The organism is Embleya sp. NPDC050493 (assembly GCF_044458105.1).
GTDB lineage: Bacteria > Actinomycetota > Actinomycetes > Streptomycetales > Streptomycetaceae > Embleya.
On the sequence record NZ_JBITHP010000003.1, the window covers coordinates 491707 to 514974 of the forward strand.

Annotated in this window: 17 protein-coding genes, 1 pseudogene and 1 riboswitch; of the genes and pseudogenes, 12 read left to right on the top strand and 6 right to left on the bottom strand. The window is 70.5% G+C overall.

The annotated features are described in order from the left end of the window. The first annotated feature begins 191 nt into the window (after positions 1–191). A complete protein-coding gene (locus ACIBM5_RS08945) occupies positions 192–1256 on the top strand; it encodes a glycerophosphodiester phosphodiesterase family protein (protein WP_396006144.1) in 1065 nt (354 codons plus the stop codon). 185 nt (positions 1257–1441) lie between these two features. Here the strand turns inward: ACIBM5_RS08945 and ACIBM5_RS08950 are convergent, their stop codons facing one another. The 3 genes from ACIBM5_RS08950 to ACIBM5_RS08960 all read right to left on the bottom strand — a co-directional run bounded on the left by ACIBM5_RS08950 (position 1442) and on the right by ACIBM5_RS08960 (position 6182). Beyond that, positions 1442–2719, bottom strand: coding sequence for a transglycosylase family protein (locus ACIBM5_RS08950; RefSeq protein WP_396006377.1), 1278 nt, complete (start codon positions 2717–2719; stop codon positions 1442–1444). A gap of 32 nt (positions 2720–2751) precedes the next feature. Continuing rightward, positions 2752–2985: riboswitch (cyclic di-AMP (ydaO/yuaA leader) on the bottom strand. A gap of 447 nt (positions 2986–3432) precedes the next feature. Next, on the bottom strand, positions 3433–4620 hold the full coding sequence (locus ACIBM5_RS08955) for a (Fe-S)-binding protein (RefSeq protein WP_396006145.1): 1188 nt from the start codon (positions 4618–4620) through the stop codon (positions 3433–3435). Then, positions 4617–6182 (bottom strand): FAD-linked oxidase C-terminal domain-containing protein, encoded by a 1566-nt coding sequence (locus tag ACIBM5_RS08960; protein ID WP_396006146.1) that lies wholly within the window; start codon positions 6180–6182, stop codon positions 4617–4619. The genes ACIBM5_RS08955 and ACIBM5_RS08960 overlap by 4 nt, the downstream gene beginning before the upstream one ends. Positions 6183–6297: 115 nt before the next feature. Here ACIBM5_RS08960 and ACIBM5_RS08965 point away from each other — a divergent pair, with 115 nt between their 5' ends. The 3 genes and pseudogenes from ACIBM5_RS08965 to ACIBM5_RS08975 all read left to right on the top strand — a co-directional run bounded on the left by ACIBM5_RS08965 (position 6298) and on the right by ACIBM5_RS08975 (position 8200). Next, positions 6298–7071: an IclR family transcriptional regulator gene (locus ACIBM5_RS08965; RefSeq protein ID WP_396006147.1), complete on the top strand. Its 774-nt coding sequence runs from the start codon at positions 6298–6300 to the stop codon at positions 7069–7071. After that, positions 7050–7766: pseudogene (locus tag ACIBM5_RS08970) on the top strand (fumarylacetoacetate hydrolase family protein); the annotation flags it as partial. The gene ACIBM5_RS08965 and the pseudogene ACIBM5_RS08970, both read left to right, overlap by 22 nt. A 182-nt stretch (positions 7767–7948) precedes the next feature. Then, positions 7949–8200: a hypothetical protein gene (locus ACIBM5_RS08975; protein WP_396006148.1), complete on the top strand. Its 252-nt coding sequence runs from the start codon at positions 7949–7951 to the stop codon at positions 8198–8200. Positions 8201–8354: 154 nt separating this feature from the next. On the opposite strand, the gene ACIBM5_RS08980 is transcribed toward ACIBM5_RS08975, so the two are convergent. After that, positions 8355–9227 carry an aldo/keto reductase gene (locus ACIBM5_RS08980; protein ID WP_396006149.1) on the bottom strand — a complete coding sequence of 291 codons (873 nt, stop codon included), beginning with the start codon at positions 9225–9227 and terminating at the stop codon, positions 8355–8357. 275 nt (positions 9228–9502) lie between these two features. Between ACIBM5_RS08980 and ACIBM5_RS08985 the strand changes: the two genes are divergently transcribed. Further along, positions 9503–10777, top strand: a complete 1275-nt coding sequence (locus tag ACIBM5_RS08985) for an ATP-binding protein (protein WP_391584007.1) — start codon at positions 9503–9505, stop codon at positions 10775–10777. Positions 10778–11208: 431 nt separating this feature from the next. Here the strand turns inward: ACIBM5_RS08985 and ACIBM5_RS08990 are convergent, their stop codons facing one another. Further along, entirely contained in the window at positions 11209–11757 is a 549-nt protein-coding gene (locus ACIBM5_RS08990; RefSeq protein WP_396006150.1) for a TlpA family protein disulfide reductase, read from the bottom strand. 257 nt (positions 11758–12014) lie between these two features. Between ACIBM5_RS08990 and ACIBM5_RS08995 the strand changes: the two genes are divergently transcribed. The 5 genes from ACIBM5_RS08995 (at position 12015) to ACIBM5_RS09015 (ending at position 16557) form a co-directional block, all read left to right on the top strand. Continuing rightward, a complete protein-coding gene (locus ACIBM5_RS08995; protein ID WP_391584005.1) occupies positions 12015–12185 on the top strand; it encodes a hypothetical protein in 171 nt (56 codons plus the stop codon). 38 nt (positions 12186–12223) lie between these two features. Beyond that, positions 12224–12397, top strand: a complete 174-nt coding sequence (locus ACIBM5_RS09000) for a hypothetical protein (protein WP_396006151.1) — start codon at positions 12224–12226, stop codon at positions 12395–12397. A gap of 83 nt (positions 12398–12480) precedes the next feature. Then, complete coding sequence (locus ACIBM5_RS09005) at positions 12481–14277, top strand: ABC transporter ATP-binding protein (RefSeq protein WP_396006152.1); 1797 nt, start codon at positions 12481–12483, stop codon at positions 14275–14277. Further along, positions 14274–14747: a S26 family signal peptidase gene (locus ACIBM5_RS09010; protein WP_396006153.1), complete on the top strand. Its 474-nt coding sequence runs from the start codon at positions 14274–14276 to the stop codon at positions 14745–14747. Before ACIBM5_RS09005 ends, ACIBM5_RS09010 begins: the two co-directional genes overlap by 4 nt. 322 nt (positions 14748–15069) lie before the next feature. Further along, complete coding sequence (locus ACIBM5_RS09015; RefSeq protein ID WP_396006154.1) at positions 15070–16557, top strand: rhamnulokinase family protein; 1488 nt, start codon at positions 15070–15072, stop codon at positions 16555–16557. A gap of 312 nt (positions 16558–16869) precedes the next feature. Here ACIBM5_RS09015 and ACIBM5_RS09020 read toward each other — a convergent pair whose 3' ends face one another. Further along, the gene (locus ACIBM5_RS09020; protein WP_396006155.1) at positions 16870–19473 is read right to left on the bottom strand and encodes a collagenase; all 2604 of its coding nucleotides are present in this window, start codon (positions 19471–19473) and stop codon (positions 16870–16872) included. A gap of 818 nt (positions 19474–20291) precedes the next feature. On the opposite strand from ACIBM5_RS09020, the gene ACIBM5_RS09025 reads away from it, so the two are divergent. Together ACIBM5_RS09025 and ACIBM5_RS09030 are read left to right on the top strand one after the other, a co-directional pair. Then, on the top strand, positions 20292–22616 hold the full coding sequence (locus tag ACIBM5_RS09025) for a glycosyl hydrolase family 18 protein (RefSeq protein WP_396006156.1): 2325 nt from the start codon (positions 20292–20294) through the stop codon (positions 22614–22616). A gap of 242 nt (positions 22617–22858) precedes the next feature. Further along, the gene (locus ACIBM5_RS09030; RefSeq protein WP_391583998.1) at positions 22859–23212 is read left to right on the top strand and encodes a VOC family protein; all 354 of its coding nucleotides are present in this window, start codon (positions 22859–22861) and stop codon (positions 23210–23212) included. The last annotated feature ends 56 nt before the right edge of the window (positions 23213–23268 follow it).

Genomic DNA, 23268 nt, shown 5'->3' on the forward strand with positions numbered 1-23268 from the left:
GCCTCGACTTCGGTCCTCGGGCGGATCGCTTCGGCGGTTGGTCGGCGCTGCCCCGGTGGGCGACTTCGTCTGCGCTTCGTCTCTTCTTCGCCGGAACGCCACGGCCCGACTCCCCGCGCATCACGTCGCGCGGGCCAGGGTGTGGGCGTCGACGGTCGATCGTCGTCGACCGGAGCGAGAAGGAGACGTCCATGTCCGGATGGAAGACCGTCACGGCCGCGGTCCTGGCCGGGGCCGCCATCGTCGCCGCCCCGGGAGCGGCCGCCGCGGCGGACCGCCACGGCGGTCACCACCGCGAGTCCTTCGACCTCCAGGCGCACCGAGGCGGACTCGGGCTGACCGTGGAGAGCACGCTCGCGTCCTTCGCCAAGGGCTTGGACCTGGGCGTGTCCACCCTCGAACTGGACGTGCAGATCACCGAGGACGGCCGCGCCGTGGTCACCCACGACCGCAGGGTCGACGGGCGCAAGTGTGCCGACACCGAACCGGTGCGGGCCGGCGACCCGGAGTTCCCCTACGTCGGCAAGTACGTCAACACGCTCAGCCTGGCCCAGATCCGCACCCTGGACTGCGGGTCGCGGCAGTTCCCCGGCTTCCCCGCGCAGACCACCTCGCCGGGCGCCCGAATGCCGCTGCTCACCGAGGTGTTCGACCTGGTCGAGCGCCGGCACGCGCGCGGCGTGAAGCTCAACGTGGAGACCAAGGTCGAGGCGGGCGCGCCGCAGGAGACCGCGCCGCGCGAGCAGTTCGTGCAGACCGTGGCGCGCGAGGTGCGTCGGGCCGGGCTGTTGCGCCAGGTCACCATCCAAAGCTTCGACTGGGGCGCGCTCAAGCGCATGCGAGAGGTCGAACCGCGGCTGCCGCTGGTCGCGTTGACCAACTACGACTTCCTCCAGGTCGGCAAGCCCGGCGCCTCGCCCTGGCTGGGCGGCCTGGACATCGACGACTTCGGCGGCGATCCGCTGCGCGCGATCGCCTCGTTCGGCGCCACCACGTTCTCACCCGTGCACGGCTTCCCGCAGAACGGCAAGGTCACCGACCCGGACTACCGCCCTTACGTGACCCGGGAGATGGTCGCCCAGGCGCATGCGAGGGGCATCAAGGTCGTGCCGTGGACCATCGACGACCCGGCGACCATGGCCAAGCTGATGGACGACGGTGTGGACGGGCTGATCACCGACTACCCCGATCGGGCACGGGAGTTGCTGGCCGCACGCGGACTGCCGCTGCCCAAGCGGTACCCGGCACGCGGCTGATCGACTCGGCCCGCGGGGCTTCGGCGGGCGCGGGGATCCAGGCGTCCGCGGGGGTCTCGGCGTCCGCAGGGGTGCGGACGCGCACGTGGGCCGGGCCCGTCGACGCGTGGTCGACGGGCCCGGCCCTGGTACGGCTACCGCAGAGTGGCTGTCGCCGTGCGGTTACTGCCTGAGTGACGCTCGGATCAGAGGTTGACGCCGTGCGCGCGCAGGTAGCTGACGGGGTTGATGCCGCTGCCGTAGTTCGGGGTGGTGCGGATCTCGAAGTGCAGGTGCGGGCCGGTCACGTTGCCGGTCGCACCGGAGAGGCCGATCTGCTGACCGGTGCTCACCGTGGCACCGGCGCGCACGCCGATGCTGGACAGGTGCGCGTACTGCGAGTACTTGCCGTCCGCGTGCTTGATCACGATCTCGTTGCCGTAGGCGCCGCCGTTGCCGGCCTTGACCACGGTGCCCGAGGTGATCGCCTTCACCGGGGTGCCGGTGGAGGCCACGAAGTCCTGGCCGGTGTGGCTGCCGCTGGACCACATCTTGCCGCCGACGCCGAACGCGGTGCCCAGCGAGCCGCTCACCGGGGCGACGTAGCCGGACGCGTTGACCGCGGTGCTGCCGGCCTTGGCGGAGGACGCCTTGGCGGCGACCGGGGCCTTCTCCTTGACCGTGGTCTTCGGCGCGACCTTCACCGACGCCGAGGGCTTGGTCTCGGCGACGGTCTCGGTCTTGGGCGCGGCCTTCGGCGCGACCTCGACCTTGGCGGCGGCGGTGGCGGTGGCGGCGGACGCCTTGGCCTTGCCGGACAGCGAGAGCTTCTGGCCGACCTGGATGAGGTTGGGGTTGCCACCGATCACGGAGCGGTTGTCGGCGTACAGCTTGTGCCAACCACCGGCGATGTCCTTGTCGGCGGCGATCTTGGACAGGGTGTCACCCTTGACCACGGAGTACGAGGTGGTGGTCGACGCGGGCTTCGCGGCGGCCGGGACGACCTCGATCTTCGGGGCGGGGGCGGTCGCCGGCTTGGACTCGACCGGCTTCTCGGCGACCTTGGGGGCGACCTTGATCGAGGTCTTGGCCGAGCCGGAGGACTTGGTGGTCGGCGAGACGGCGGGCTTGGCGCCGCCCTTGGTCAGACCCGCCGGGCCGGAGGTGTTCGGCCAGGCGCCGGGGCCCTGCACGGCCAGGACCTTCTCGGCGATGGCGATCTGCTGGTCCTTGGTGGCCAGGTCGGCGCGCGGGGCGTACTGCTGACCGCCGAACTCGTTCCAGGTGCTCTGGGTGAACTGCAGGCCACCGTAGAAACCGTTGCCGGTGTTGATGTGCCAGTTGCCCGAGCTCTCGCCCATGGCGACCTTGTCCCAGGTGGAGACCGAGGCGGCGTTGGCGGTTGCGATACCGGTGATCAGCGGGGCGGCGACGATGGCGCCGGCCATGCCGAGGGTCAGCGCGAGACGCGTCTTCTTGGGCATGCGGGCAGGGGTGATGAACGACTGCACGAAGATTTTTCCTTCTCCCACGCCTACGAAGTGAGCTGTCGGATTCGGGCTGGAGAGTCTCGCCCGGCCGTGTTCGACCCTCGAATGAGAGGGACGGGCACGGCTTCACCCCAAGCCGTCCGCATGGGCGTCTGTGTCACAGACGCCCGGGACGGCATTCCACTTGGTTCCCCCGCTCCTGCCTTTCGGGTTTCGTACCGTGGCCTCGCTCCGGCGGCAGGATTCGGCGAACCGGGAGACCATTTCGCCGAGCACCGGACCGGTGTGGCGAAGCACCAAGCTACGCACACCCCCGGCGCGGAACCAAACATCACGATTCGCCGAAACCGAAGAATCGGGTCTTAAGGGTGGAATAACGGGACTTAAAGTCCCGATCTCCGTACGCATTGTGCCCGAAATGCTCACTCAATGTTTACCGGTGAATCGCAGAGGGTGAGAATCCGGGAAACTCGGTTCACGGTGTGTGCGAGCTCCTGACGAACGGTATGCACGATGTGACGTGCGTCATGCGTCGGCAAAGTATTGTCCGAATTACCCCTATATGGCCGGTGATTCTTTGGGCCGAGCCTGGTGCCTGCCGTGTCTGCCGTCCCTGCCGCATCGGGCCGGCGGCGGGAGCTGGTACGGCGCACGCGGCTCCCCCTATGAAGTTGCGTGCGCCGCATCGGGCCCCGGCTCCCCTGGCCTCAGCCCGCCATCGGGTCGCCGGCCGCGGGGGTCGGCGGCGCGTGGAACGCGGTGAGGAACTCGGCGAGGTGCATCGCGCGCACCCGCGACCCGCGCCGACGCAGGCCGGTGCGCAGTTGGCGCAGGCAGCCGGGGTTGACCGCGATCACGACCTCGGCGCCGGTCGCCTCGATCGCGTCGAGCTTGCGGTCGAGGATGCGTCGGGACGCGGCCGGCCGCAGCAGGGCGTACGTGCCGGCCGCGCCGCAACATTCGGCGGCGCCCGGGGTCTCCACGAAGTCGGCCACTCGCGCGAGCAACGCCCGCGGCTCGCGCCAGACGCTCAGGCCGTTGCGCAGGTGGCACGAGTCCTGGAGGGTGACCTTGATCCGGTGCCCGGCCGGCGCATGCGCGGTGAGCGTGGCCGGGTCGATCGCCTCGGACAGTTCGGCGACCCGATCACGGCCGATGACGTCGGCCAGGTGCGCGGCGCAGCCGCCGGAGGTGGTGACGATCCGGCCGGGCAGCCGCTCGCCCAACCGGCGGGCGAGCGCGCGTCCCTTCTTCAGCTCGCCGTTGTGCGCGTGCAGCGCGCCGCAGCAACCCTGGTCGTCGGGTACCGCGAGGCCGGGCAGCAGGGTGCGTGCGGCGCGGGCGACCTTGGGGAACATGGCCCGTTCGAAACAACCGAGCATGAGCGAGGCACCCGTGCCCGCGTCGGGGTCGGGCGCGGGCACGGAGGTGCCGGACGCGGAGGACGCCGGCGGTGCGGTCGCGGCCCGCTCGGTCCTTCGTCCGGACTTCGCCGGATCGTGTTTCGCTCTCCCGGCCGGCAGCACGAAGCGCCCCCATCCCATGACTCGCACCACGGGGGGCATGCTCACCACGACGGTCAGCAGCCGGGCGAGCGGCGGCCTGCGCCGGCCGCGCCACTGGTGCTCGCGCCATTGTTCGAGCAGCGAGCCGTACGGGACGCCGGCGGGACAGACCGGTTCGCAGGCCCGGCAGCCCAGGCAGGCCGAGGATTGTTCGAGCAGGGTCGGGTCGTCGGCGTCCAGACGGCCGGTCTCCAGGGCGCGCATCAGATTGATCCGGCCGCGCGGCGAGGACGCCTCGTCCCCGGTCTCGGCGTAGGTCGGGCACGCGGGCAGACAGAAGCCGCAGGAGATGCAGCGGGAGAGTTCCTCGGGATCGAACACACCGGTCATGAGCCGAGCTTTCCGGGATTGAGGATGCGGGCGGGATCGAAGGCCGACTTGATCCGGCGCAGCAGATCCAGTTGCTCGTCGCCGAGCTGGGCCCGCAGGTGGGGCAGCTTGGCGGCGCCGACGCCGTGTTCGCCGGTGATCGTGCCGCCCAGTTCGATCGCGGTGCGGAAGATGTCGTCGAAGGCGGCGTGGGCACGCTCGATCGACTCGGTGTCCTGCGGGTCGGCCACCACGCAGGTCGGGTGCAGATTGCCGTCGCCGGCGTGGCCGAAGGTGGCGATGGTGACCGTGTGTCGGTCCGCGATGGCGTCGATCCGGTCGACCATCTCGGCGATCCGCGGGCGCGGGACGGTGGCGTCCTCCAGGATGGTGAGCGAGCCGAGTCGGGACAGCGCGGGCAGCGAACAGCGGCGTGCGGTGAGCAGCGCCTCGGCGCCGGCGACGTCCTCGGCCAGGGTCCACTCGCTTGCGCCGGCCCGGTCGCACAGGTCGGCCATCCGGGCGAGGTCGCGGCGCACCGCGTCCGGCGCGCCGTCGTCGCCGAACAACAACAGTGCGCCCGCGTCCGTACGCAGGCCCAGGTGGGCGAAGTCCTCGACCGCGCCGATGCAGCGCCGGTCCAGGAACTCCAGGGTCGCGGGCACGATGCCGGCGGAGAGGATGTCGGCGACCGCACGGCCGGCGTGGGCCAGGTCGGGGAAGTAGGCGATGCCGGTGCCCGTGTCGGCGGGCGCGGGCAGCAGGGCCATGGTGATCTCGGTGATCACCGCGAGGGTGCCCTCCGACCCGGTGAGCAGCCGGGTCAGGTCGTAGCCGGCCACGTCCTTCCACAGCCGGCCGCCGGTGCGGATCACCTCGCCGGTGGGCAGCACCGCCTCCAGGCCCAGCACGTAGTTGCGGGTGACGCCGTACTTGAGTCCGCGCAGCCCGCCCGCGCACGTGGCCACGTTGCCGCCGACGGTGGATACCGTGCGGCTGCCCGGGTCGGGCGGGAACAGCAGGCCGTGTTCGGCGACGGCGCTCGCGAGTGCGGCGGTGGTCACGCCGGGTTGCACCACGGCGAGCAGCTCGGCGGGGCTGACCTCGCGGATCGTGTTCATCCGGGTGGTGACCAACACGATGCCGCCGTCCAGGGCGACGGTGGCCGCGCACAGGTTGGAACCGGCGCCGCGGGGGACGACCGGGATGCGGTGCTCGGTGGCCAGCCGCAATACCGCGGCCACCTCGGCGGTGTCGGCGGGAAAGACCACGGCGTCCGGGAGCCGGTCGAACAGGGGCGTGGCGTCGCGCGCGTAGGGCACGAGATCACCGGCGGCGTGCCGGACGTGTTCGGCGCCGACGATCGCGGCCAGGCGGTCGATCAGGTCCGTGGACAGGGGCATGCGACGTGCTCTCTCTCGGGTGGGGCGGGTGGATCCGGCGGGCATCCGGTCGGCCGGGTCGGCGCGCTTTCCGCCGACGAAGACGCGGCAGCCCTCCTCCGGGAAGCGGCGGGCGGCGGCGAGGCCGATGCCGCGGCTTCCGCCGCCGACCGGCACCCGCTTGTCGACGAGTCCGCGCAATAGTTCCCCTCCGTGGGCTCCGATGAGCCGGGACGGTATCAGCGTTGCGCGAAACGGTCTATCATTCCGTTGTGCGGAACGACGTCCCATTATTGCCTCGTCACTGGGGGGTACCTTGACCGGCACCAGCGATTCGCCCGTGATCAGCGTGGATCGGGCCCTGCGGATCCTGATGCGTATGGGGGAAATGCCCCGAGGCATCACCCTGGAGGAACTCGCGGGTGATCTGGACCTGCCCAAGAGCACGCTGCACCGGCTGCTCGGCGCGCTCAAGTACCGGGGTTTCGCCGCCCAACCCGAGGTCAACGGCCCGTACTTCATCGGCAGTCGGCTGCTGGCGACCGCGTTCCGCTTCCACGACGACATCGACCTGCGCTCGATGGTGCATCCGCTGCTCGCGGAGCTGCGCCGGGTGACCGACGAGACCGTGCACGTGGCGACCCTGGACGCCGGCGAGGTGGTCTACCTGGACAAGGTCGAGGCCTCCGGGGCGATCAAGCTCTCGTCCGTGATCGGCGGCCGAAATCCCGCGCACAGCACGGGAGTCGGCAAGGCCCTGCTGGCCTGGACGTATCCGACGGACGAGGCGCTGCGGGCCTGGGCGGCGCCACGGCTGCCGCTGCGCGCGGCGACTCGGCACACGGTCACGTCGGTGCCGAAACTGGCCGCCGAGCTGGAGGAGGTGCGGGCCCGCGGGTACGCGACCGACCTGGAGGAGAACGAGGTGGGGCTGCGGTGTGTGGCGGTGCCGCTGTTCCTGGGCCGGTCGGCGCCGGTGGCCGCGATCAGCGTGACCGGGCTGAAGTCGCGGATGACCTCGGCGCGGATGGCGGAGCTGGCCGAGGCACTGCGCTCACGCGTTGCGGAATGGGCCGGCGCGGTCGGTTAGGCCCTGTCCGGCGGATCTCGACGGCCCCACACGATCCGCCGGACAGGATCCGGACCGGCTTGCGGTGTCTCACGTGCCGGACCGGCCGAAACGACCCGGCCGCGCCTCGGGTTTGCCGCCCGCGCACCGGCAGCACACCCGAAACCGTACCCACCGTGCGGCAACCGCCCTGCACGATAAGTGAATTACCCGAGACCCCCGAACCGGCAACTCGCCGGTTCGGGGGTCTCTTGAGATCTTCGGCGGCTCGTTGTTTTACTCACCACGCCATATGGAATCACGTTCCGCTAGACGGAACGGTGACCGTGGACGTCGACTGGGAGGTCGAACTCGGCGTGGTGATCGGCCGCCCGCTGCGATGCGCGGACAAGGACGAGGCGATGGCCGCGATCGCCGGGTACACGGTCGCCAACGACGTCTCCGCCCGCGACCTGCAATTCGGCGACGGCCAGTGGGTGCGCGGCGAGAGCCTGGACACCTTCTGCCCGCTCGGGCCGGTCCTGGCCACTCGCGACGAACTGGCCGACCCGCAGGCGCTGGTGCTGCGCACCCGGGTCAACGCGGAGACCGTGCAGAACTCCTCCACCGTCGAAATGGTCTTCGGCATCGCCGAGTTGTTGTCCCACTGCTCGCGCGCCTTCACCCTCGAACCCGGCGACCTGGTGCTCACCGGCACCCCGTGGGGCTGCGGCGCGTTCATGGACCCGCCGCGCCGGCCGGTGCCGGGCGGCGTGCTGCAATGGCGGATACAGGGTGTTTCGGGGCGGCCCGGCGAGGGGCGACTTCAGTCCTGCGTCATGGTGCCCGGGGGATCGACGGCATGCCGTACGGCCGACCGGGTGGCTTGCGCCGGCCCGACCGCGGGCATGGGCTCGGGATGGAACGCTTCGAGATCGAGATCCTCCCGTACAACGCCCAGGACATGCCCGCCGAGGCGCGAGGGCCGGCGGTGCGCTCGGCCGTGGTCGAGGCCACCGGCGAGATCGGCGCCTCGGGACATCCGCGCTATGCGGGCGAGGGCGTGGTGGCCGACATCGACCCGACGTCGCGCACGGTCGAGGCGATCACCATCGACGGGGCGGAGATCGAGGACGGGTGGAGTGTGCGGATCACGCCGAAAGAGGACTGACCCGGATTCGGCCGGGCCGAGGTGACGCGGTCGAGCCGGCGCGCGGCGGCGGGTCGTGTGACGTGGCCGAGCCGGGAGTTGTGGCCGGTCCGGGAGGTGTGGCCGGGCCGGACTGTCCCGGTGGACGGGACGGTCCGGCCCGGCCGCGATCGGCTCAGACCGCGGCCGACAGGGCCTCGAACTGCTCGTCGGACAGTTCGATCCGGGCCGCCTCGGTGTTCTCCTCCAGGTGCGCGACGCTGGAGGTGCCCGGGATCGGCAGCAGCACCGGGGAGCGGTGCAGCAGCCAGGCCAGCGCCAACTGTGAGGGTGCGGCGCCGTGTTCCTTCGCGAGCCGGTCCAACGGGCCGCCCGGCCGGGCGAGTTCCCCGGTGGCCATGGGGAACCACGGGATGAACGCGATGTTCTCGGTCGCCGCGTAGTCGAGCACGCTCTCGGCCTTGCGGTTGGCCAGGTTGTACAGGTTCTGCACGGAGACGATCTCGACGATCTCGCGGGCCTGGCGCAGCTGCTCCACGGTGACCTCGGACAGGCCGATGTGCCGGATCTTGCCCTCGCGCTGCAACGCGCCGAGTTCGCCGAGCTGGTCCGCGAGCGGGACCTGCGGGTCGATCCGGTGCAGCTGGTAGAGATCGATCCGGTCCAGACCGAGGTGGCGCAGGCTCAGTTCGGTCTGCTGGCGCAGGTATTCGGGCCGGCCGAGGGCGCGCCACTCGCCGGGTCCGGTGCGGGCGAAGCCGCCCTTAGTGGCGATCACCACGTCCTCGGCATACGGGTGCAGGGCCTCGCGGATGATCTGTTCGCTGACGAAGGGGCCGTACGAGTCGGCCGTGTCGATCAGGTTCACCCCGAGTTCGACGGCGCGGCGCAGCACCCGGATCGCCTCTCGGCGGTCCTTGGGCTCGCCCCAGACGCCGGTCCCGGTGAGCTGCATGGCGCCGAACCCGAGCCGGCGCACCGGCAGGTCGCCGCCGATCGGGAAGACACCGGACGCGTGGGCGGGGCCGGACGCGGACGAGACGGTCATCTGTTCTCCGTGGGGGTCGGGCGGCCCGAGCGGGCCGGACGGCGCGGACGAGATCGGTCGAGCGGTCGAGCGGTCGAGCCCATTGTGCCCCGGGCCCCGAACGCGGTCGCCGGGCTTTCGTCCGGCGCGCGTGTCGCAGGTCCTTCGCGAGGTGTCCATTCACAGGGTGACCAAGTTCGGGTCCGCACTTGTACACAACGACGCGTTCGCGGCGCGGCGGTGCTCCCTAGTGTTTGCCATTCGTCGAGGCACTCGATCCACGGATGGAGCTGTTCATGGTCTGGCTCATACAGGACTACCGCGAGGAGGACCTCGCGGCGGTGGTGCACCTGATCGACACCACGACCGAGCTCGGCCAGGAGTCGGTCTTCTCGCTGTCCGAGTGCATCAACGCGCTGACCTCGCGACAGCCGGCGGTGATCGCCCGGCGGGACGGCGCGGTGGTGGGCGCGGCGCTGGCCACGGTGTCCGAGGGGCGGGCCTGGGTGATGCGGATCGCCATCTCGCCGGCCGCGCGCGGCCTGGGGCTGACCAGCACGCTGCTGCTGGCGCTGGAGCGCAGGTTGGTCGAGGATCGGGTGCGCCGGATCGCCTACGTGTTGCCCGAGGAGGACTCACGCGAGCTGGGGCTGCGCAACGCGGGCTACGAGCGGCGGCCGGCGGTGGCCTACTTCGAGAAGGTCGAGCCGGTCGACGACCACGCGGCGGAGACCCTGGACCGGCTCGGCGGGCGAATGTTGCCGGGTGACCTGTGGTCGAAGGTGGCCGGCATGGAGGTGGAGAAGAACCTGATCGAGCGGCGTGTGGTGCTGCCGCTGGCGGATCCCGAGCGCGCGCTGCGGCACGGCGTGGAACCGCCCAGTGCAATCGCGCTGTTCGGCCCGCCCGGCACCGGCAAGACCACCTTCGCCCGGGCGATCGCCTCGCGCCTGGGCTGGCCGTTCGTGGAACTGCTGCCCTCGCGGCTGGCCGACGGCGGCAACCTGGCCGCCGCGCTGCGCGAGGCGTTCGGGCGGCTGGCCAGGCTGGAGCGGATCGTGGTGTTCATCGACGAGGTCGAGGAGATCGCGCCGGTCCGGCACGCCCGGCCCAGTGCCGGCCACGCGGTGACCAACGAACTGCTCAAGCTGATCCCGGCGTTCCGCGAACACGGCGATCGGCTGCTGGTGTGCGCGACCAACTCGGTGCGCTCGCTGGACCCGGCCTTCCTGCGGCCGGGCCGGTTCGACTACATCATTCCGGTGGGCACGCCGGACGCGGACGCGCGGCGGGCGATGTGGACCCGGTACGCATCGGCCCGTCCGGATGTGGACCTGGACGCGCTGGTGGCGGCCAGCGAGTTGCTCACACCCGCCGACATTGGCCACGCCGCCCGGATCGCCGCCCAGGCGTCGTTCGAGCGCGACCTGTTCGACGAGTCCGCGACCGCCGACGGGCCCGGTGCACACACCGAGGACTACCTGGACGCCCTCGCCCAGTCCCGACCCACGGTGACCGCGAGCATGGTCGAGATGTTCGAGCAGGACATCACCACCCACGCCCGGGTGTGACCCGGCGCCGCGCCGGCCGGGGCCGTCGGATCCGGCCGGCGCGGCGGGCGGTGACATCGCGTGCGGTCGGCACTTCGCGTACACGTGCTCCGCGTTGCCCGGAGCGGTGACCTGTCGGTCGCGGAGCACGATGGAGAGCTTGGCGCCCCAGCCGCGGCACGCGGTGTCGAAGTCGGCGCCGGTGTACTCGACGACGAGGACCCGATTGTCGAAGGTCGCCGCATAGGATTCACGCCGGCGGATATTTGATTCCGGTAATACTTTGCGAATTTGCATGCGGCAACGCATCCGCGGCCCTCGACTATCCGCCCGGTCGGGGTATCGAATTACCCGCCGACAATGATCACGGCCGGGAATGGGCCGGGCCGGAAAAGGATCTTGTCGGAATCCGATCGCGCCCGGCCGAATCGGTCGAATCCGGCGGTGGTGCGTCAGGCGGCGGTGCGCACCGGTGCGGAAAGGGCTTTCGGGTCGAAACCGCTCGCGGTGATCGTGCCGTCCGTATCCAGCAGACCGAACACCGGATATCCGGTCACCGCGAATCCGCGACCGAGTGGACCGTCGGTCGGTTCGACCACGACCTGCGCGACCGCGGCCAGCGCGGCGACCTGCTCCCGACTCTCCGCCTCGTCGCCGTGCACCACCGCGAGCACCCGCCGGCCGTCCGCCCTGCGCGCCGCCGCCACGAACTCCGGCAGTCGCTCCTTGCAGGCCCGACAGTCCGGCGAGAAGAAGCCGAACAGCGCGGCCCCCAAGTCGTCCCGGGACACCGTCTCGCCCGTGGTGGTGACCGCGGTGAAGGCGGGCGCCGGCGAGCCCACCGGCAGCACCAGGTCCGAGATGTCCACGTCCTGCGCGCCATGCCCGTGTTCACCCTGTTCACCCTGGGTGCGAAGTTTGCGAATGACGCCGAACGTGAGCAGCAGATTCAACAGGCACAACACCGTGACCAGTACGACGGCGGCGATCAGGAACGGCATGGGGATGCTCCCAAAAGGGCGAAGGATGTCGGCCGACCTCGATGTGCGCGCGACCGGCGAACACGGCCGTCGAAATGTATCCCCGCACTCGCCAATGGCAACAGTGCTCACTCGGCGACGGCTCGAAACAATCACGGTATTCATTGATTCGAGGTACTCGCCATCTCTTGCGACTCGGCTGACGAAGGGTTTAGCGTCGCCTCCGGCAGAAGCACACCCCGCTTCCGTCGATTCGACCCTTCAATGGAAGGTCCACGATGAACCGTGTGATCGGCACCATGGGCGACAAGCTGTTGGGACTCGTCCTCCGCGAGAAGCGAGCCGGGGCGTGCGTCCCGGAACACGGCCAGTTCTGCGTGTGTCGCAACCACTATCGCTACGTGTACAGCTGCAACGGCCCGTGCGTGAAGACCGCCACCCGGTGTTGACCGGCGTCCTCGCCGCTACCGCGACTCCGGAGGCTGAGATGAAGCGAGCGATCGGCACGATCGGCGACCGGCTGCTCGGCCTGGTCCGGGAGGAGAAGCGCGCCGGCGCGTGCGTCGAGTACGTCGGCCGACTGTGCCACTGCCGCGGCGGCCGCGAATACCGCTACAGCTGCAACGGCGTCTGCACCCTCCGACCGGGCGACCCCTGTTGATCCCGGAATCGCACGGGACCCCGGAGGGCGATACCTCTCCGGGGTCCCGGTTGCGCCCGCGCGCGGTCAAGGTGGCCCTTGCGTTGCAGTTCAGGGCCGCGCCCGTGGGCGCGGTGCTGTTGCTGGTGGCCACCGTGCTGATCGGCGTGCTCCCGGCCCTGGCCGCGTGGCTGACCAAATTGCTCTTCGACGAGCTGGGCCGCGGCGAACACGCCGACTCGGGACGGGCGGTGGCCCTCGGCCTCGCGCTCGCGACGCTCGGTGCGGTGCTCGCCGTGCTGATGCAACTGGCGAGTTACCTGGACGAGGTGGTGCGTCGACGGCTCGTCGTCACCGTCGAGCGGGACCTGTTCGCCAAGGTCAACGAGTTCCGCGGACTGCGCCGCTTCGAGGACCCGGCCTTCCACGACCGGCTGCGGCTGGCCCAGCAGGCATCCGAGGACGCGCCGCACAACATCACCATGTTCAGCCAGGAGGTGGTGCGTTCCGGCGCCGCGCTGAGCGGGTTCACCGGTGTGCTGCTCGCCGTGTGGCCGCCGATGGTGGGACTGCTGTTCCTGGTCGGCGTCGCCGCGTTGCCGGCCCGGTTGTCGATGGCGCGTCGACAGGTGGCGGTGCTGGAGCTGACCTCCGGGAAGCAGCGCCGCCGGCTGTTCTACCGGTCGTTGCTGACCGACCCGCGCGCGGCCAAGGAGATCCGGCTGTTCGGGCTGGGCGACTTCCTGCACGGCCGCCTGGTGCGGGCGCTGCGCGAGGCCACCGACGCCGAACTCGCGGTGGCCCGAAGGGGCATGCTGATCCAGGCCGGATTCGCCGCGCTGAACGCGGTGGTGGCCGGGCTGGGCATGGTCGTGGTGGTGGCCGGCGCGGCGCAGGGCCGATTCAGCGTCGGCGACGTGATGTTGTTCACCGCAGCCGCGGCGGGCGTCCAGCAGGTCTTCACCGGCGTGATCACCCAGGCCGGCATGGCCGCCGAGGCGATCCGCCTGTTCGGTCACTTCCTGGATCTGATGGACACGCCCGACGACCTGGAGACCGGGACCGGACAGGTGCCGGCGCTGCGCGGACGACTCGAATTCGACGACGTGTGGTTCCGCTACGACGCACAGGGCCCGTGGGTACTGCGCGGGGTGAGCCTGGTGGTGCCCGCCGGCGCCGCCGTGGGCCTGGTCGGACGCAACGGCACCGGCAAGAGCACGCTGATCAAGCTGCTCTGCCGGTTCTACGACCCGGATCGGGGCGCGATCCGCTGGGACGGCGTGGACATCCGCACGATGGACGTGGCCGCGCTGCGCCGCCGGATCGGGGTGACCTTCCAGGACTACATGACCTACGATCTCTCCGCGGCGGAGAACATCGGCATCGGCGACCTGGCCCACCGCGAGGATGCGGCCCGGATCCGGTCGAGCGCGGTGCTGGCGGGCATCGACGCGGACCTGTCCGCGCTGCCGGACGGCTACCGGACCCAGTTGAGCCGGGTGCACCTGGACGAGGACGACGACTCGGCCGGTGTCACGCTGTCCGGCGGTCAGTGGCAACGGGTGGCACTGGCCCGGTCGTTGATGCGCGGCGACGCGGATCTGCTGATCCTGGACGAGCCCAGCTCGGGCCTGGACCCGGAGGCCGAGCACGAGGTGCACCGCGCGCTGCACCGGCACCGGGCGGGCCGGACCGGCCTGCTCGTGTCGCACCGGCTGGGCGCGCTGCGCGACGCGGACACGATCGCCGTGCTCGCCGACGGCCGGATCACCGAACTGGGCCGCCACGACCAGCTGATGGCCTTGGCCGACGGGCACTACGCCCGGCTCTTCGGGCTCCAGGCGGCCGGGTACCGGGACCGGTGCGAGGACTCGACCAGGATCGTGGAGGAGGCGCAGTGAGGGGGTACGGGCGCGTGGCCCTGGTCGTCGGAACGGTCGCGACGAGTGCGGCGCTGGCCGGGTGGGCGGTGCGCTCGCGGCTGGCACTGGTGCGGGTGACCGGGATGAGCATGGCGCCGACGTTCGTGGACGGCGAGCGGCTGGTCGTGCGCCGGACCACCGCCGTGCGGCGCGGCGACGCGATCGTCTTCCGCAATCCGGTCCGGTACGGCGCGGAGGACGACCTGCGGTGGCTGGTCAAGCGGGTCGCGGCGGTGTCCGGGGATCCGGTGCCGAGCGAGGTGCGCCCGGCGGTGCACGCGGTGCACGGAACGGCGGTGCCGCCCGGTTCGCTGGTGGTGCGCGGGGACGCGGTGCGCACCCAGGATTCGCGGCACTTCGGCTACGTACCGACCTCGACCGTGCTCGGCGTGGTGATCGGCGGGCGGGGGGAGCAGAGCCGGCGCGCGGTGTGGGAGACCGGCGTCTGACGGGTCGGGGTGGGGGAGCCGGCTCGTGACGTGTTCCGGCGGTGGCGCCGGGGCCTGGCGGTGTAGGGGGAGGGGCCGGCGCTTGACGTGTTCCATCATGGGGACGTACGTTCGCCGACATGGATTGAAACGTTTCATTTCGCGGTCGGTTCAGGTCGGGTCGAGTCGGGCTGGCTGGGCTGGGCCTGCCGGCATGGCTCGGTCTCCGGCGGTGGGTGGCCGTGAACGCCGGTCGGGTCGAGGTGCGCCGGATTTCGGTCGGCGTGGCCTGGGGGATGCCGGGCCGGAGGAGCCGGGTCGGTGGCTTGGGAGGGAGTCGGGCATGCGTACGGCGCGGAGTTTTGTGGCTGTCGATCTGGGGGCGTCCAGTGGCCGGGTGCTGGCCGGGCGGGTGGGACCGGATTCGCTGACCGTGAGTGAGGCCCATCGGTTCGTCAATCGGCCCGTGCGGGTCGGCGGGACGTTGCACTGGGACGTGCTCGCGCTGTACGCGGGCGTCCTCGACGGGCTTCGGGCCGCCGGACGCACGGCCGGCCCGCCGGTGAGCGTGGGAATCGACGCGTGGGCGGTCGACTTCGGGCTGCTGGACGCCGACGGTGCGCTGCTCGGCAATCCGGTGCACTACCGCGATACGCGCACCGACGCGGTACCCGACCGGGTGTACGCCCGCGTGGCCGCGACGGAGCTGTACACGATCACCGGCATCCAGCACGCGAGTTTCAACACGGTCCATCAGCTCGTCGCGGCATCCGACACCCCGCAATTCGCGGCCGCCCGGCAGGTGTTGCTGATCCCGGACCTGATCTCGTACTGGTTGACGGGAGTTGCCGGCACCGAGGTGACCAACGCCTCCACCACCCAGCTTCTGGATCCTGTCACCGGGTGCTGGTCGAGCAGGATCACGACCGCGCTCGGCCTGGATCCGCAGTTGTTCGCGCCACTTCGCCTGCCCGGCGAGGCGGCGGGCGCGCTCACCGCGCAGGTGCTCGCCGAGACCGGGCTGCGCGGACCCGTACGGGTCACCGCCGTCGGGTCGCACGACACCGCGTCGGCGGTGGTCGGGGTGCCCGCACACGGCAGTCGGTTCGCGTACATCTCCAGCGGCACATGGTCGCTGGTCGGTGTCGAACTCGACGCGCCGGTGCTCACCGAGGAGAGTCGACGGGCCAACTTCACCAATGAGTTGGGTGTCGACGGCACCGTGCGCTATCTGCGCAACGTGATGGGGTTGTGGCTGCTTCAGGAGTGCATGCGGCACTGGGACCGAACGGGCAGGCCGCACTCGCTGGAGCGGCTGCTCGACGACGCGGCGCGGGTGCCGGCGCTGCGATCGCTGGTGGACGCGGGCGACCCGGCCTTCCTGGCGCCCGGCGACATGCCGGACCGGATCGAGGGGGCCTGTCGGGAGGCGGGCGAGCCGGTGCCCGGGACGCCCGGTGAGCTGGTGCGCTGCATCGTGGACAGCCTGGCGCTCGCCTACCGGGGCGCGGTGCTGGATGCGCAACGCCTGGCGGGGCACGCGGTCGACGTCGTGCACGTGGTCGGCGGTGGGGCGTTGAACTCGCTGCTGTGCCAGGTGACCGCCGACGCATGCGGATTGCCGGTGGTGGCCGGGCCGACCGAGGCGGCGGCGCTGGGCAACCTGCTCGTGCAGGCCCGGGCCGCGGGGAGCGTGACCGGTTCACTGGCCGACCTGCGCCGGTTGTTGCGGGAGACCCAGCCGCTGCGCCGGTACGAGCCGCGGGGCGATACGGGCGTCTGGGCGCGGGCGGCGGATCGGTTGCCGGCCCGCCCGGCGGCGGTCGGTTGACCTCGGCGCGCCGGTGCACGTATCGAACTCTGGGGCACGGTCGCCGAATTGCTCTCAGCTGAGGGAGGGAGCCGCAGTCGCACACCCATCGGCAGGTGGTGTTCGGGCCCGAGCCGTTCGTGCGCGAGTCGGCAGCGGGCTACGCGAGTCCACGGCGGGCGACGGGGGTCGGTGACGGGCGACGCGAGTCGACGACGACGGGCGGCGACGAGACCCGGTGGGGTCCCGTCGCCGCCCGGTGTGGGCCGCGCGACTCGTGGTGCGCGTTGTCGACTCGTGGTGCGTGTCGTCGACCGGGTGGTGCGCGTTCGGTCAGTAGGCGGTGGTGACCGACGTGCCGGCGAAGGTCTGCTTCGCGTGGAGGGTGATGTAGTGGTAGCCCTCGGGAGGTGCCGTGATGGTCAACGTCTCGGCATTTCCGGTCGCGGTGGACTTGCTGGTGTAGGCGGTGTTCGTGGCCCACACGTCACTGTTGTAGTAGAGGTCGGCGTTGCCGGTACCACCGGCGGTGGTGATGTTCAGACGGGCGGTACCCGCCGGGATGTAGATGTAGAAGTACAGCTTGTCGTTCCCGCCGGCCGTCGCCGACAGGCCGCTGCGCCGGCAGTTCTTGCCCAGTACGCGGGGGTCGGGGTCGGTGCACTCGGCGCCGCCACCGCCGCCGGTGACCGTGACGGTGTGCGTGACGTTCGCGGTGGCGCCTCGGTTGTCGGTCACGGTCAGCCGCACGGTGTAGGTGCCGGCGGCATAGTTCCTGGTCGGGTTGGCCGCGGTCGAGGTGGTGCCGTCGCCGAAGTCCCAGGCCCGCGAGGCGATCGTGCCGTCGGGGTCGGTGGAGGTGTCGGTGAAGGCGACCGTGGTGCCGTTGACGGCGCTGGTGAACTCGGCCACCGGCGGACGGTTGGCGGGAGTACCGCCGCCGCAGTCGCCCGCCGCGCAGGCCGCCAGCCACGTGTACCAGTCGCTGTCGTAGCGGGTGCCGATGGTGCTCGTCAGGAACGAGCGGGCGCCGTTCCAGTCGCCGGCCCGGTAGTAGCCCAGCAGCCGGGTGATGTCCGCAGGGTGCTTTTGCAGCATGTAGCGCACCCCGAGGTAGCCCCAGCGGTAGATGCGGGTCGTGTCGTGGGAGTAGGTGGTGTCGAAGACCGTGCTCAACGCGTAGGTGTGCTTGCCCGCTTCGGTGATCGCCGCGTCGTAGGGCAGATTGCGGTAGGAGTAGGAGACGTACTCGGCGAAGCCCTCGATCCACCAGATGGTCGGGGTGGTGACGCCGGCGTCGAAGTCGCCGGCCATGTCGAAGCGGCCGTCGAGGTAGTGCGTGTACTCGTGGTTGAGGTTCCAGATCTCGAACGCGGGGCGCGTCCACTCGGCCTCGTAGGCGATGAAGCGCGGCTGGTTGCCGGCCGCGCTCGGGTCGCCCTCCAGGTACATGCCGCCGTTGTTGGTGTCGATGCCGAAGATCGCGCCGGCGTAGGTCTGGTAGTCGTAGCTGGAATCGAAGACCACGACCTCGATGGTGGAGTTGCGGTCGTTGGCGACGGGACCGTTGTCCGCGACCACGCCGTGGAAGTAGGCGTCCTGGTTGCGCAGGCTGGTGCACGCGGCGGTGAGGTTGGCCGCGGTCATCTCCTGCGCGCGGATCCGGATGCCGGCACTGCACGTGTAGTCGACGGTCAGCACGGCCGCGGTCAGCCGAGCCTGCAGGTTGCAGGTGTCGTAATAGGCGCACTGTGCCTTGTCGTAGAAGTCCGTGCCCTCGGCCAGTGCGACCCACAACGACGCGGTCGGCCCGGTGATCGAGGTGGCTTGCAGATGCGTGCGCACCTTCGGGCGCACCTTGGCCTGGAGGGTCGGGTACTGGACGAACCGGACCAGTTCGCGGCCCGCGTTGGTGGTCAGGTACCCGCGGTCGGTGCCGAGCAGGTCGCGGTGCGCGGTCACGAACGCGTCGACCGCGTCGACGATGCTCGGGTCGGCCTGCACGGCGGTGACGAACTCGGGGACCTGGTGGCCGCGGAACAGCACGGTGAAGCTGTTGTTGACCGCGGCCTTCATCCACCAGGACGCGTCGTACGAGCTGTTGTAGCCGGCCAACAGGCGCTTGACGACGTACAGGTAGCGGGCGTTCTGCTCGGCGCTGTCGATCAGGGTGACCGCCTCGGCCAGCGTCTCGCCGTTGGCGTCGGTGACGTCGGAGGAGTGCGGATTGGCGTAGAAGGCGTCCAGCCCCGACCGGATGGCGGTCTGCAGCGTGGGGCCGTAAGTGCCCACGGTGGACTGGTTGTACCAGTGCACGTAGTAGCCGGCCCGCAGGAAGAGTACGACCTGCGGGGCGCCGGTGCTGCCGTTGCCCGGGTAGGTGCCGGCCAGGTCGCGCAGGGCGTAGGCGACCGTGGTCATCTGGGCCTCACGGAAGATCGAGTAGGCGTCGGGCCCGGTGACCGAGAACAGCGTGTTGACGCAGTCCGTGGTCGACGCCTTGATCTGCTGAACGAGCGCGGCGCCGGTGCGACTTGCGAAGTCGGCGACCGTGCAGGTCGCCGCCGCAGCGACGCGTTGCTCGGCGGCCATGGACGGGCGGGCCGGAAGTACCGCGGCCGACGGGTCGTCGTAGTCGCGTCGGGCGGTGGCCGACGCGGACGCGGACAGCGGGGGTCGGTCGGGTACCGGTAGCGGTTTGCCCTGGGTGTGCGGGAGTTGGTCGGCCGGGGCGCTGGGGGCGGTGCCGGCCGACGGTCCGGGGACGGAGGAGGGGGTGGAGGTCGACGTGGAGGTCGCCGGGGCCGTCGATGTCGCCGCGACCGGATCGGAGGGGGCGGCCGATCCGGGCTGGGTGAACAATCCGAAGCCCATGGCGAGGGAGATGGTGACCACCGCGACGCGGCGAAGTCCCTGTCGTGCCAGGTTGGTTCGCAAAGACCGTCTCCTTGCGGAACAGAGGTCACGCCGATGCGTGCCTCCGGATGAGGGGTGGTGCCACGGCATGAGCGGTTCGTCGCCGGTCCCGCTCCGGGGACTTCGGGATCGGCGCGAGCGTGGTCCTGGTCCCTGCCTCGCCTGAAACGCAACGGTGGCGCGGCAGTTGGTGCGGCGGGGGACCGGAAGGGGAGCGTCCGGACCACCGCGTGACATGTACCATGTCACAAATCACATTTTGCGTGAAGGCCTGTCGAACATCGAGTGTGGCCAACGAAACGGCAGCCGTCGGCGGGGAAGCGGGGGCGGGGGTAGGGCCGTTCGCCTTGCGCTTGCGTGTCCCGTTCGCGCGTGCCCGCGCCCGGGTGTGTGCTCGCGTCTGCGCCCGCGTGCCCGCGTGCCCGCGTGCCCGCGTGCCCGCATGTCCGCCGGCGTGCTCGCGCCCGGGCGCCCGCCCGCGTGCCCGCGTGCCCGCGTGCCCGCGCGTCCGCAGGCGTGCCCGCTCGCGTACATTCGCGCCCGCCCTGCGCGCGTCCGTCCGTGTGCCCGCGCCGACTCGCCCGCCCGCTCGCCCGCGATCGAATCGGATCGGATCGGTTTCGCCTTCCCGCCGCTTCGCTCTCGCCGCCCCGCGCGCTCGTCACGATGCCGCCCGGGCGTGCGGATTCCGATCGATCCCGGTTTCCGATGATCCCTACTGGTCTAGACCTTGATTATTGGTCCAGACCTTCATTACGCTCGCTCTACTGTGTGAGCCGGGCATCCCGGCTCATTGTGGGGCGCAGGTTCTCCATCGGATCCCAAGTCCAGGAGCACCCATGGCCATCGGTACCGTGAGGCGCACCAAACGCACCAAACCAGGCAAGAGATTCATCGCGATCTGTGCCGCCCTGCTTCTCCCGCTCGCTGCGATGGTCGGCCTGTCGGCCGCGCCCGCGCAGGCTGCCGCGGGCGCGACCGCAACGTTCGCCAAGACCTCCGACTGGGGCGGCGGCTTCCAGGCGGAGTGGACGATCAAGAACACCGGAACCACCGCCATCACGGCCTGGACCGTCGAGTGGGACTTCCCCACCGGCACCTCCGTGGGCGCGTACTGGGACACGTTGATCACCAAGTCCGGTTCGCACATCACCGCGAAGAACCGTGAGTACAATGGCTCGCTCGCGCCCGGAGCCAGTGCCAAGTTCGGCTTCGTCGGCTCCGGCCCCGGAAGTCCCGGCAACTGCAAGGTCAATGGCGGCCCCTGCGACGGCGCACCGCCGACGGACAACCCGCCGACGGCGCCGGGGCAACCCACCGCCACCGCGACCACCGTCGACTCGATCTCGCTGAGTTGGACGGCGGCCACCGACGACAAGGGCGTCCAGAACTACGACGTCTACCGAGGCGCCACGGTGGTCGGCACGGCCACCGGAACCGCCTACACCGACACCGGCCTGAGCGCCGACACCGCGTACGCGTACAAGATCGTCGCGCGGGACACCATCGGCCAGACCGGCCCGGCAAGCCCCTCCGCCACGCTGCGCACCAAGCCGACGGGCGGTGGCACCGACAACCCGCCGACCGCGCCGGGCACTCCCCAGGCGAGCGCGGTCACCGACACCTCGCTGACGCTCAACTGGGCGGCGGCAACCGACGATCACGGCATCAAGAACTACGACGTCTACCGAGGCGCGACCAAGCTCGCGACGGTGACCACCACCGGCTACGGGGACACCGGCCTGACCGCGAACACCACGTACACGTACACGGTGGTCGCCCGGGACACCCTCGACCAGACCGGGCCGGCCAGTGCGCCGCTCACGGTCAAGACCACCGGTGGGGGCACCCCCGGCAACGACTACGCGCGCGTGGGCTACTTCGTACAGTGGGGCATCTACGGACGCGCCTACACGATGAAGTCGCTGGACACCTCCGGCGCAGCGGCCAAGCTGACCCACCTCAACTACGCCTTCTCCAACATCGATCCCACCAATTTGACCTGCCTCAACGGGGTCACCCGAGCCACCACCCCGGGGCCGCAGGACCCCAACCAGGGTGACGGCGCGGGCGATTCGTGGGCCGACTACGAACGTTCGGTCGGCGCGGGCGAGTCCGTGAACGGGACCGCCGACACCTGGAACCAGCCGCTGGCCGGAAGCTACAACCAGCTGCTGCAACTCAAGGCCAAGTACCCGAAGTTGAAGACGCTGATCTCGATCGGCGGCTGGACGTACAGCAAGTACTTCTCGGACGCCGCCAAGACCGAAGCGTCGCGGCAGAAGTTCGTGAAGTCCTGCGTGGACATGTACATCAAGGGCAACCTGCCGGTGACCAACGGACGCGGCGGAACCGGTGTCGCGGCGGGTGTCTTCGACGGGTTCGACATCGACTGGGAGTGGCCCGGCTCCGAGGGTCACGCCGGCAACCACATCTCGACCGCCGACAAGAACAACCTGACCCTGCTGATGGCCGAGTTCCGCAAGCAGATGGAAGCGCTGACCACGACCACGGGCAAGCACTACCTGCTCACCGCGTTCACCCCGGCCGACCCCGGCAAGATCGACGCGGGTTGGGACATCAGCACTCGGGACGGCACGCCCAGCGTGTTCGACTACATGGACTTCGCCAACGTCCAGGGCTACGACTTCCACGGTTCCGGCAGCGACAACAGCTGGGAACCCAACCGCACCGGCGACCAGGGCAACCTGTACGTCGACGCGGGGGACCCGTACCCGACCAAGTTCAGCGTGGAATCCACCGTCCAGTACTACCTGGACCAGGGCGTCGACCCGCGCAAGCTGGTGCTCGGGCTCGCCTTCTACGGTCGTGGCTGGCAACAGGTCACGGACGGTGGGGCGCACGGTGAATGGCAGGCCGCCAACGGTGCCGCACCGGGGCAGTTCCCGGAGGAGTCCGGCACCAGGGGCTACGCCAACCTGATCGCGTCGGTACCGAACCTGACCGTCTACCACGACGAGCAGTCGGTGTCGACCTACGGCTACACCGGCAACAACGGCCAATGGTGGACCTTCGACGACGCGTGGTCCATCGGTAAGAAGACGGCCTGGCTCCGCACCAGGAACCTCCTGGGCGCAATGCTCTGGGAGATGAGCGGAGACACCGGAGTGCTGATGACCGCGGTCGACAACGGGCTCAAGTAGCCCACCCGATCGGAAGGCCGGGAGCGCGGTGAGTGGCCGCCTCCCGGCCTTCCTCGTGCGCGGATGTCCGGCCCCGGCCGGGCACTTGGAGTCGGTCGCCGAACTCGAACCCATCACCGCGACGCCGGTGGCCGCAAGGTCGCAGGGACGATGCGCGACCGACGGGAGGAGGAGCCCGCCGTCCGGCATGGACGATGGCGTGGCGCCGGCCTGCTCGGTCGCCGTCCTGGCAGGATGGCGACATGGAACACGTGCTTGGAATCGGTGGCTACTTCGTGCGTGCCGCCGACCCGGTGGCGCTGGGCGCGTGGTATCGCGATTGCCTGGGTCTCGACACCGACGAGAACGGCCTGTGGCATCAGGAAGCCGGGCCGACGGTGGTGGCAACGTTCGAGTCGGAGACCGACTACTTCGGGTCCCGTACCCAGCAAACCATGATCAACTTCCGGGTCCGCGACCTGGATGCGATGCTCGCCCAGCTGCGCGCCAAGGGAGCGGACGTGACCACGGCGACGCAGGACATGGCGGGAGTCGGTCGATTCGGCTGGGTCACCGATCCCGAGGGCAACCGGATCGAGCTGTGGCAGCCGGCCTGACCACGTCCCCCGGCAGTCGATGATGTGCCGGTTGCCGGTTGCCGGTTGCCGGTTGC

Coding starts and splice junctions, on each gene's coding strand:
- ACIBM5_RS08945 (WP_396006144.1), top strand. CDS start 192: ATGTCCGGATGGAAGACCGTCACGGCCGCGGTCCTGGCCGGGGCCGCC.
- ACIBM5_RS08950 (WP_396006377.1), bottom strand. CDS start 2,719: ATGCCCAAGAAGACGCGTCTCGCGCTGACCCTCGGCATGGCCGGCGCC.
- ACIBM5_RS08955 (WP_396006145.1), bottom strand. CDS start 4,620: ATGACCGGTGTGTTCGATCCCGAGGAACTCTCCCGCTGCATCTCCTGC.
- ACIBM5_RS08975 (WP_396006148.1), top strand. CDS start 7,949: ATGGAACGCTTCGAGATCGAGATCCTCCCGTACAACGCCCAGGACATG.
- ACIBM5_RS08980 (WP_396006149.1), bottom strand. CDS start 9,227: ATGACCGTCTCGTCCGCGTCCGGCCCCGCCCACGCGTCCGGTGTCTTC.
- ACIBM5_RS08985 (WP_391584007.1), top strand. CDS start 9,503: ATGGTCTGGCTCATACAGGACTACCGCGAGGAGGACCTCGCGGCGGTG.
- ACIBM5_RS08990 (WP_396006150.1), bottom strand. CDS start 11,757: ATGCCGTTCCTGATCGCCGCCGTCGTACTGGTCACGGTGTTGTGCCTG.
- ACIBM5_RS08995 (WP_391584005.1), top strand. CDS start 12,015: ATGAACCGTGTGATCGGCACCATGGGCGACAAGCTGTTGGGACTCGTC.
- ACIBM5_RS09000 (WP_396006151.1), top strand. CDS start 12,224: ATGAAGCGAGCGATCGGCACGATCGGCGACCGGCTGCTCGGCCTGGTC.
- ACIBM5_RS09015 (WP_396006154.1), top strand. CDS start 15,070: ATGCGTACGGCGCGGAGTTTTGTGGCTGTCGATCTGGGGGCGTCCAGT.
- ACIBM5_RS09025 (WP_396006156.1), top strand. CDS start 20,292: ATGGCCATCGGTACCGTGAGGCGCACCAAACGCACCAAACCAGGCAAG.
- ACIBM5_RS09030 (WP_391583998.1), top strand. CDS start 22,859: ATGGAACACGTGCTTGGAATCGGTGGCTACTTCGTGCGTGCCGCCGAC.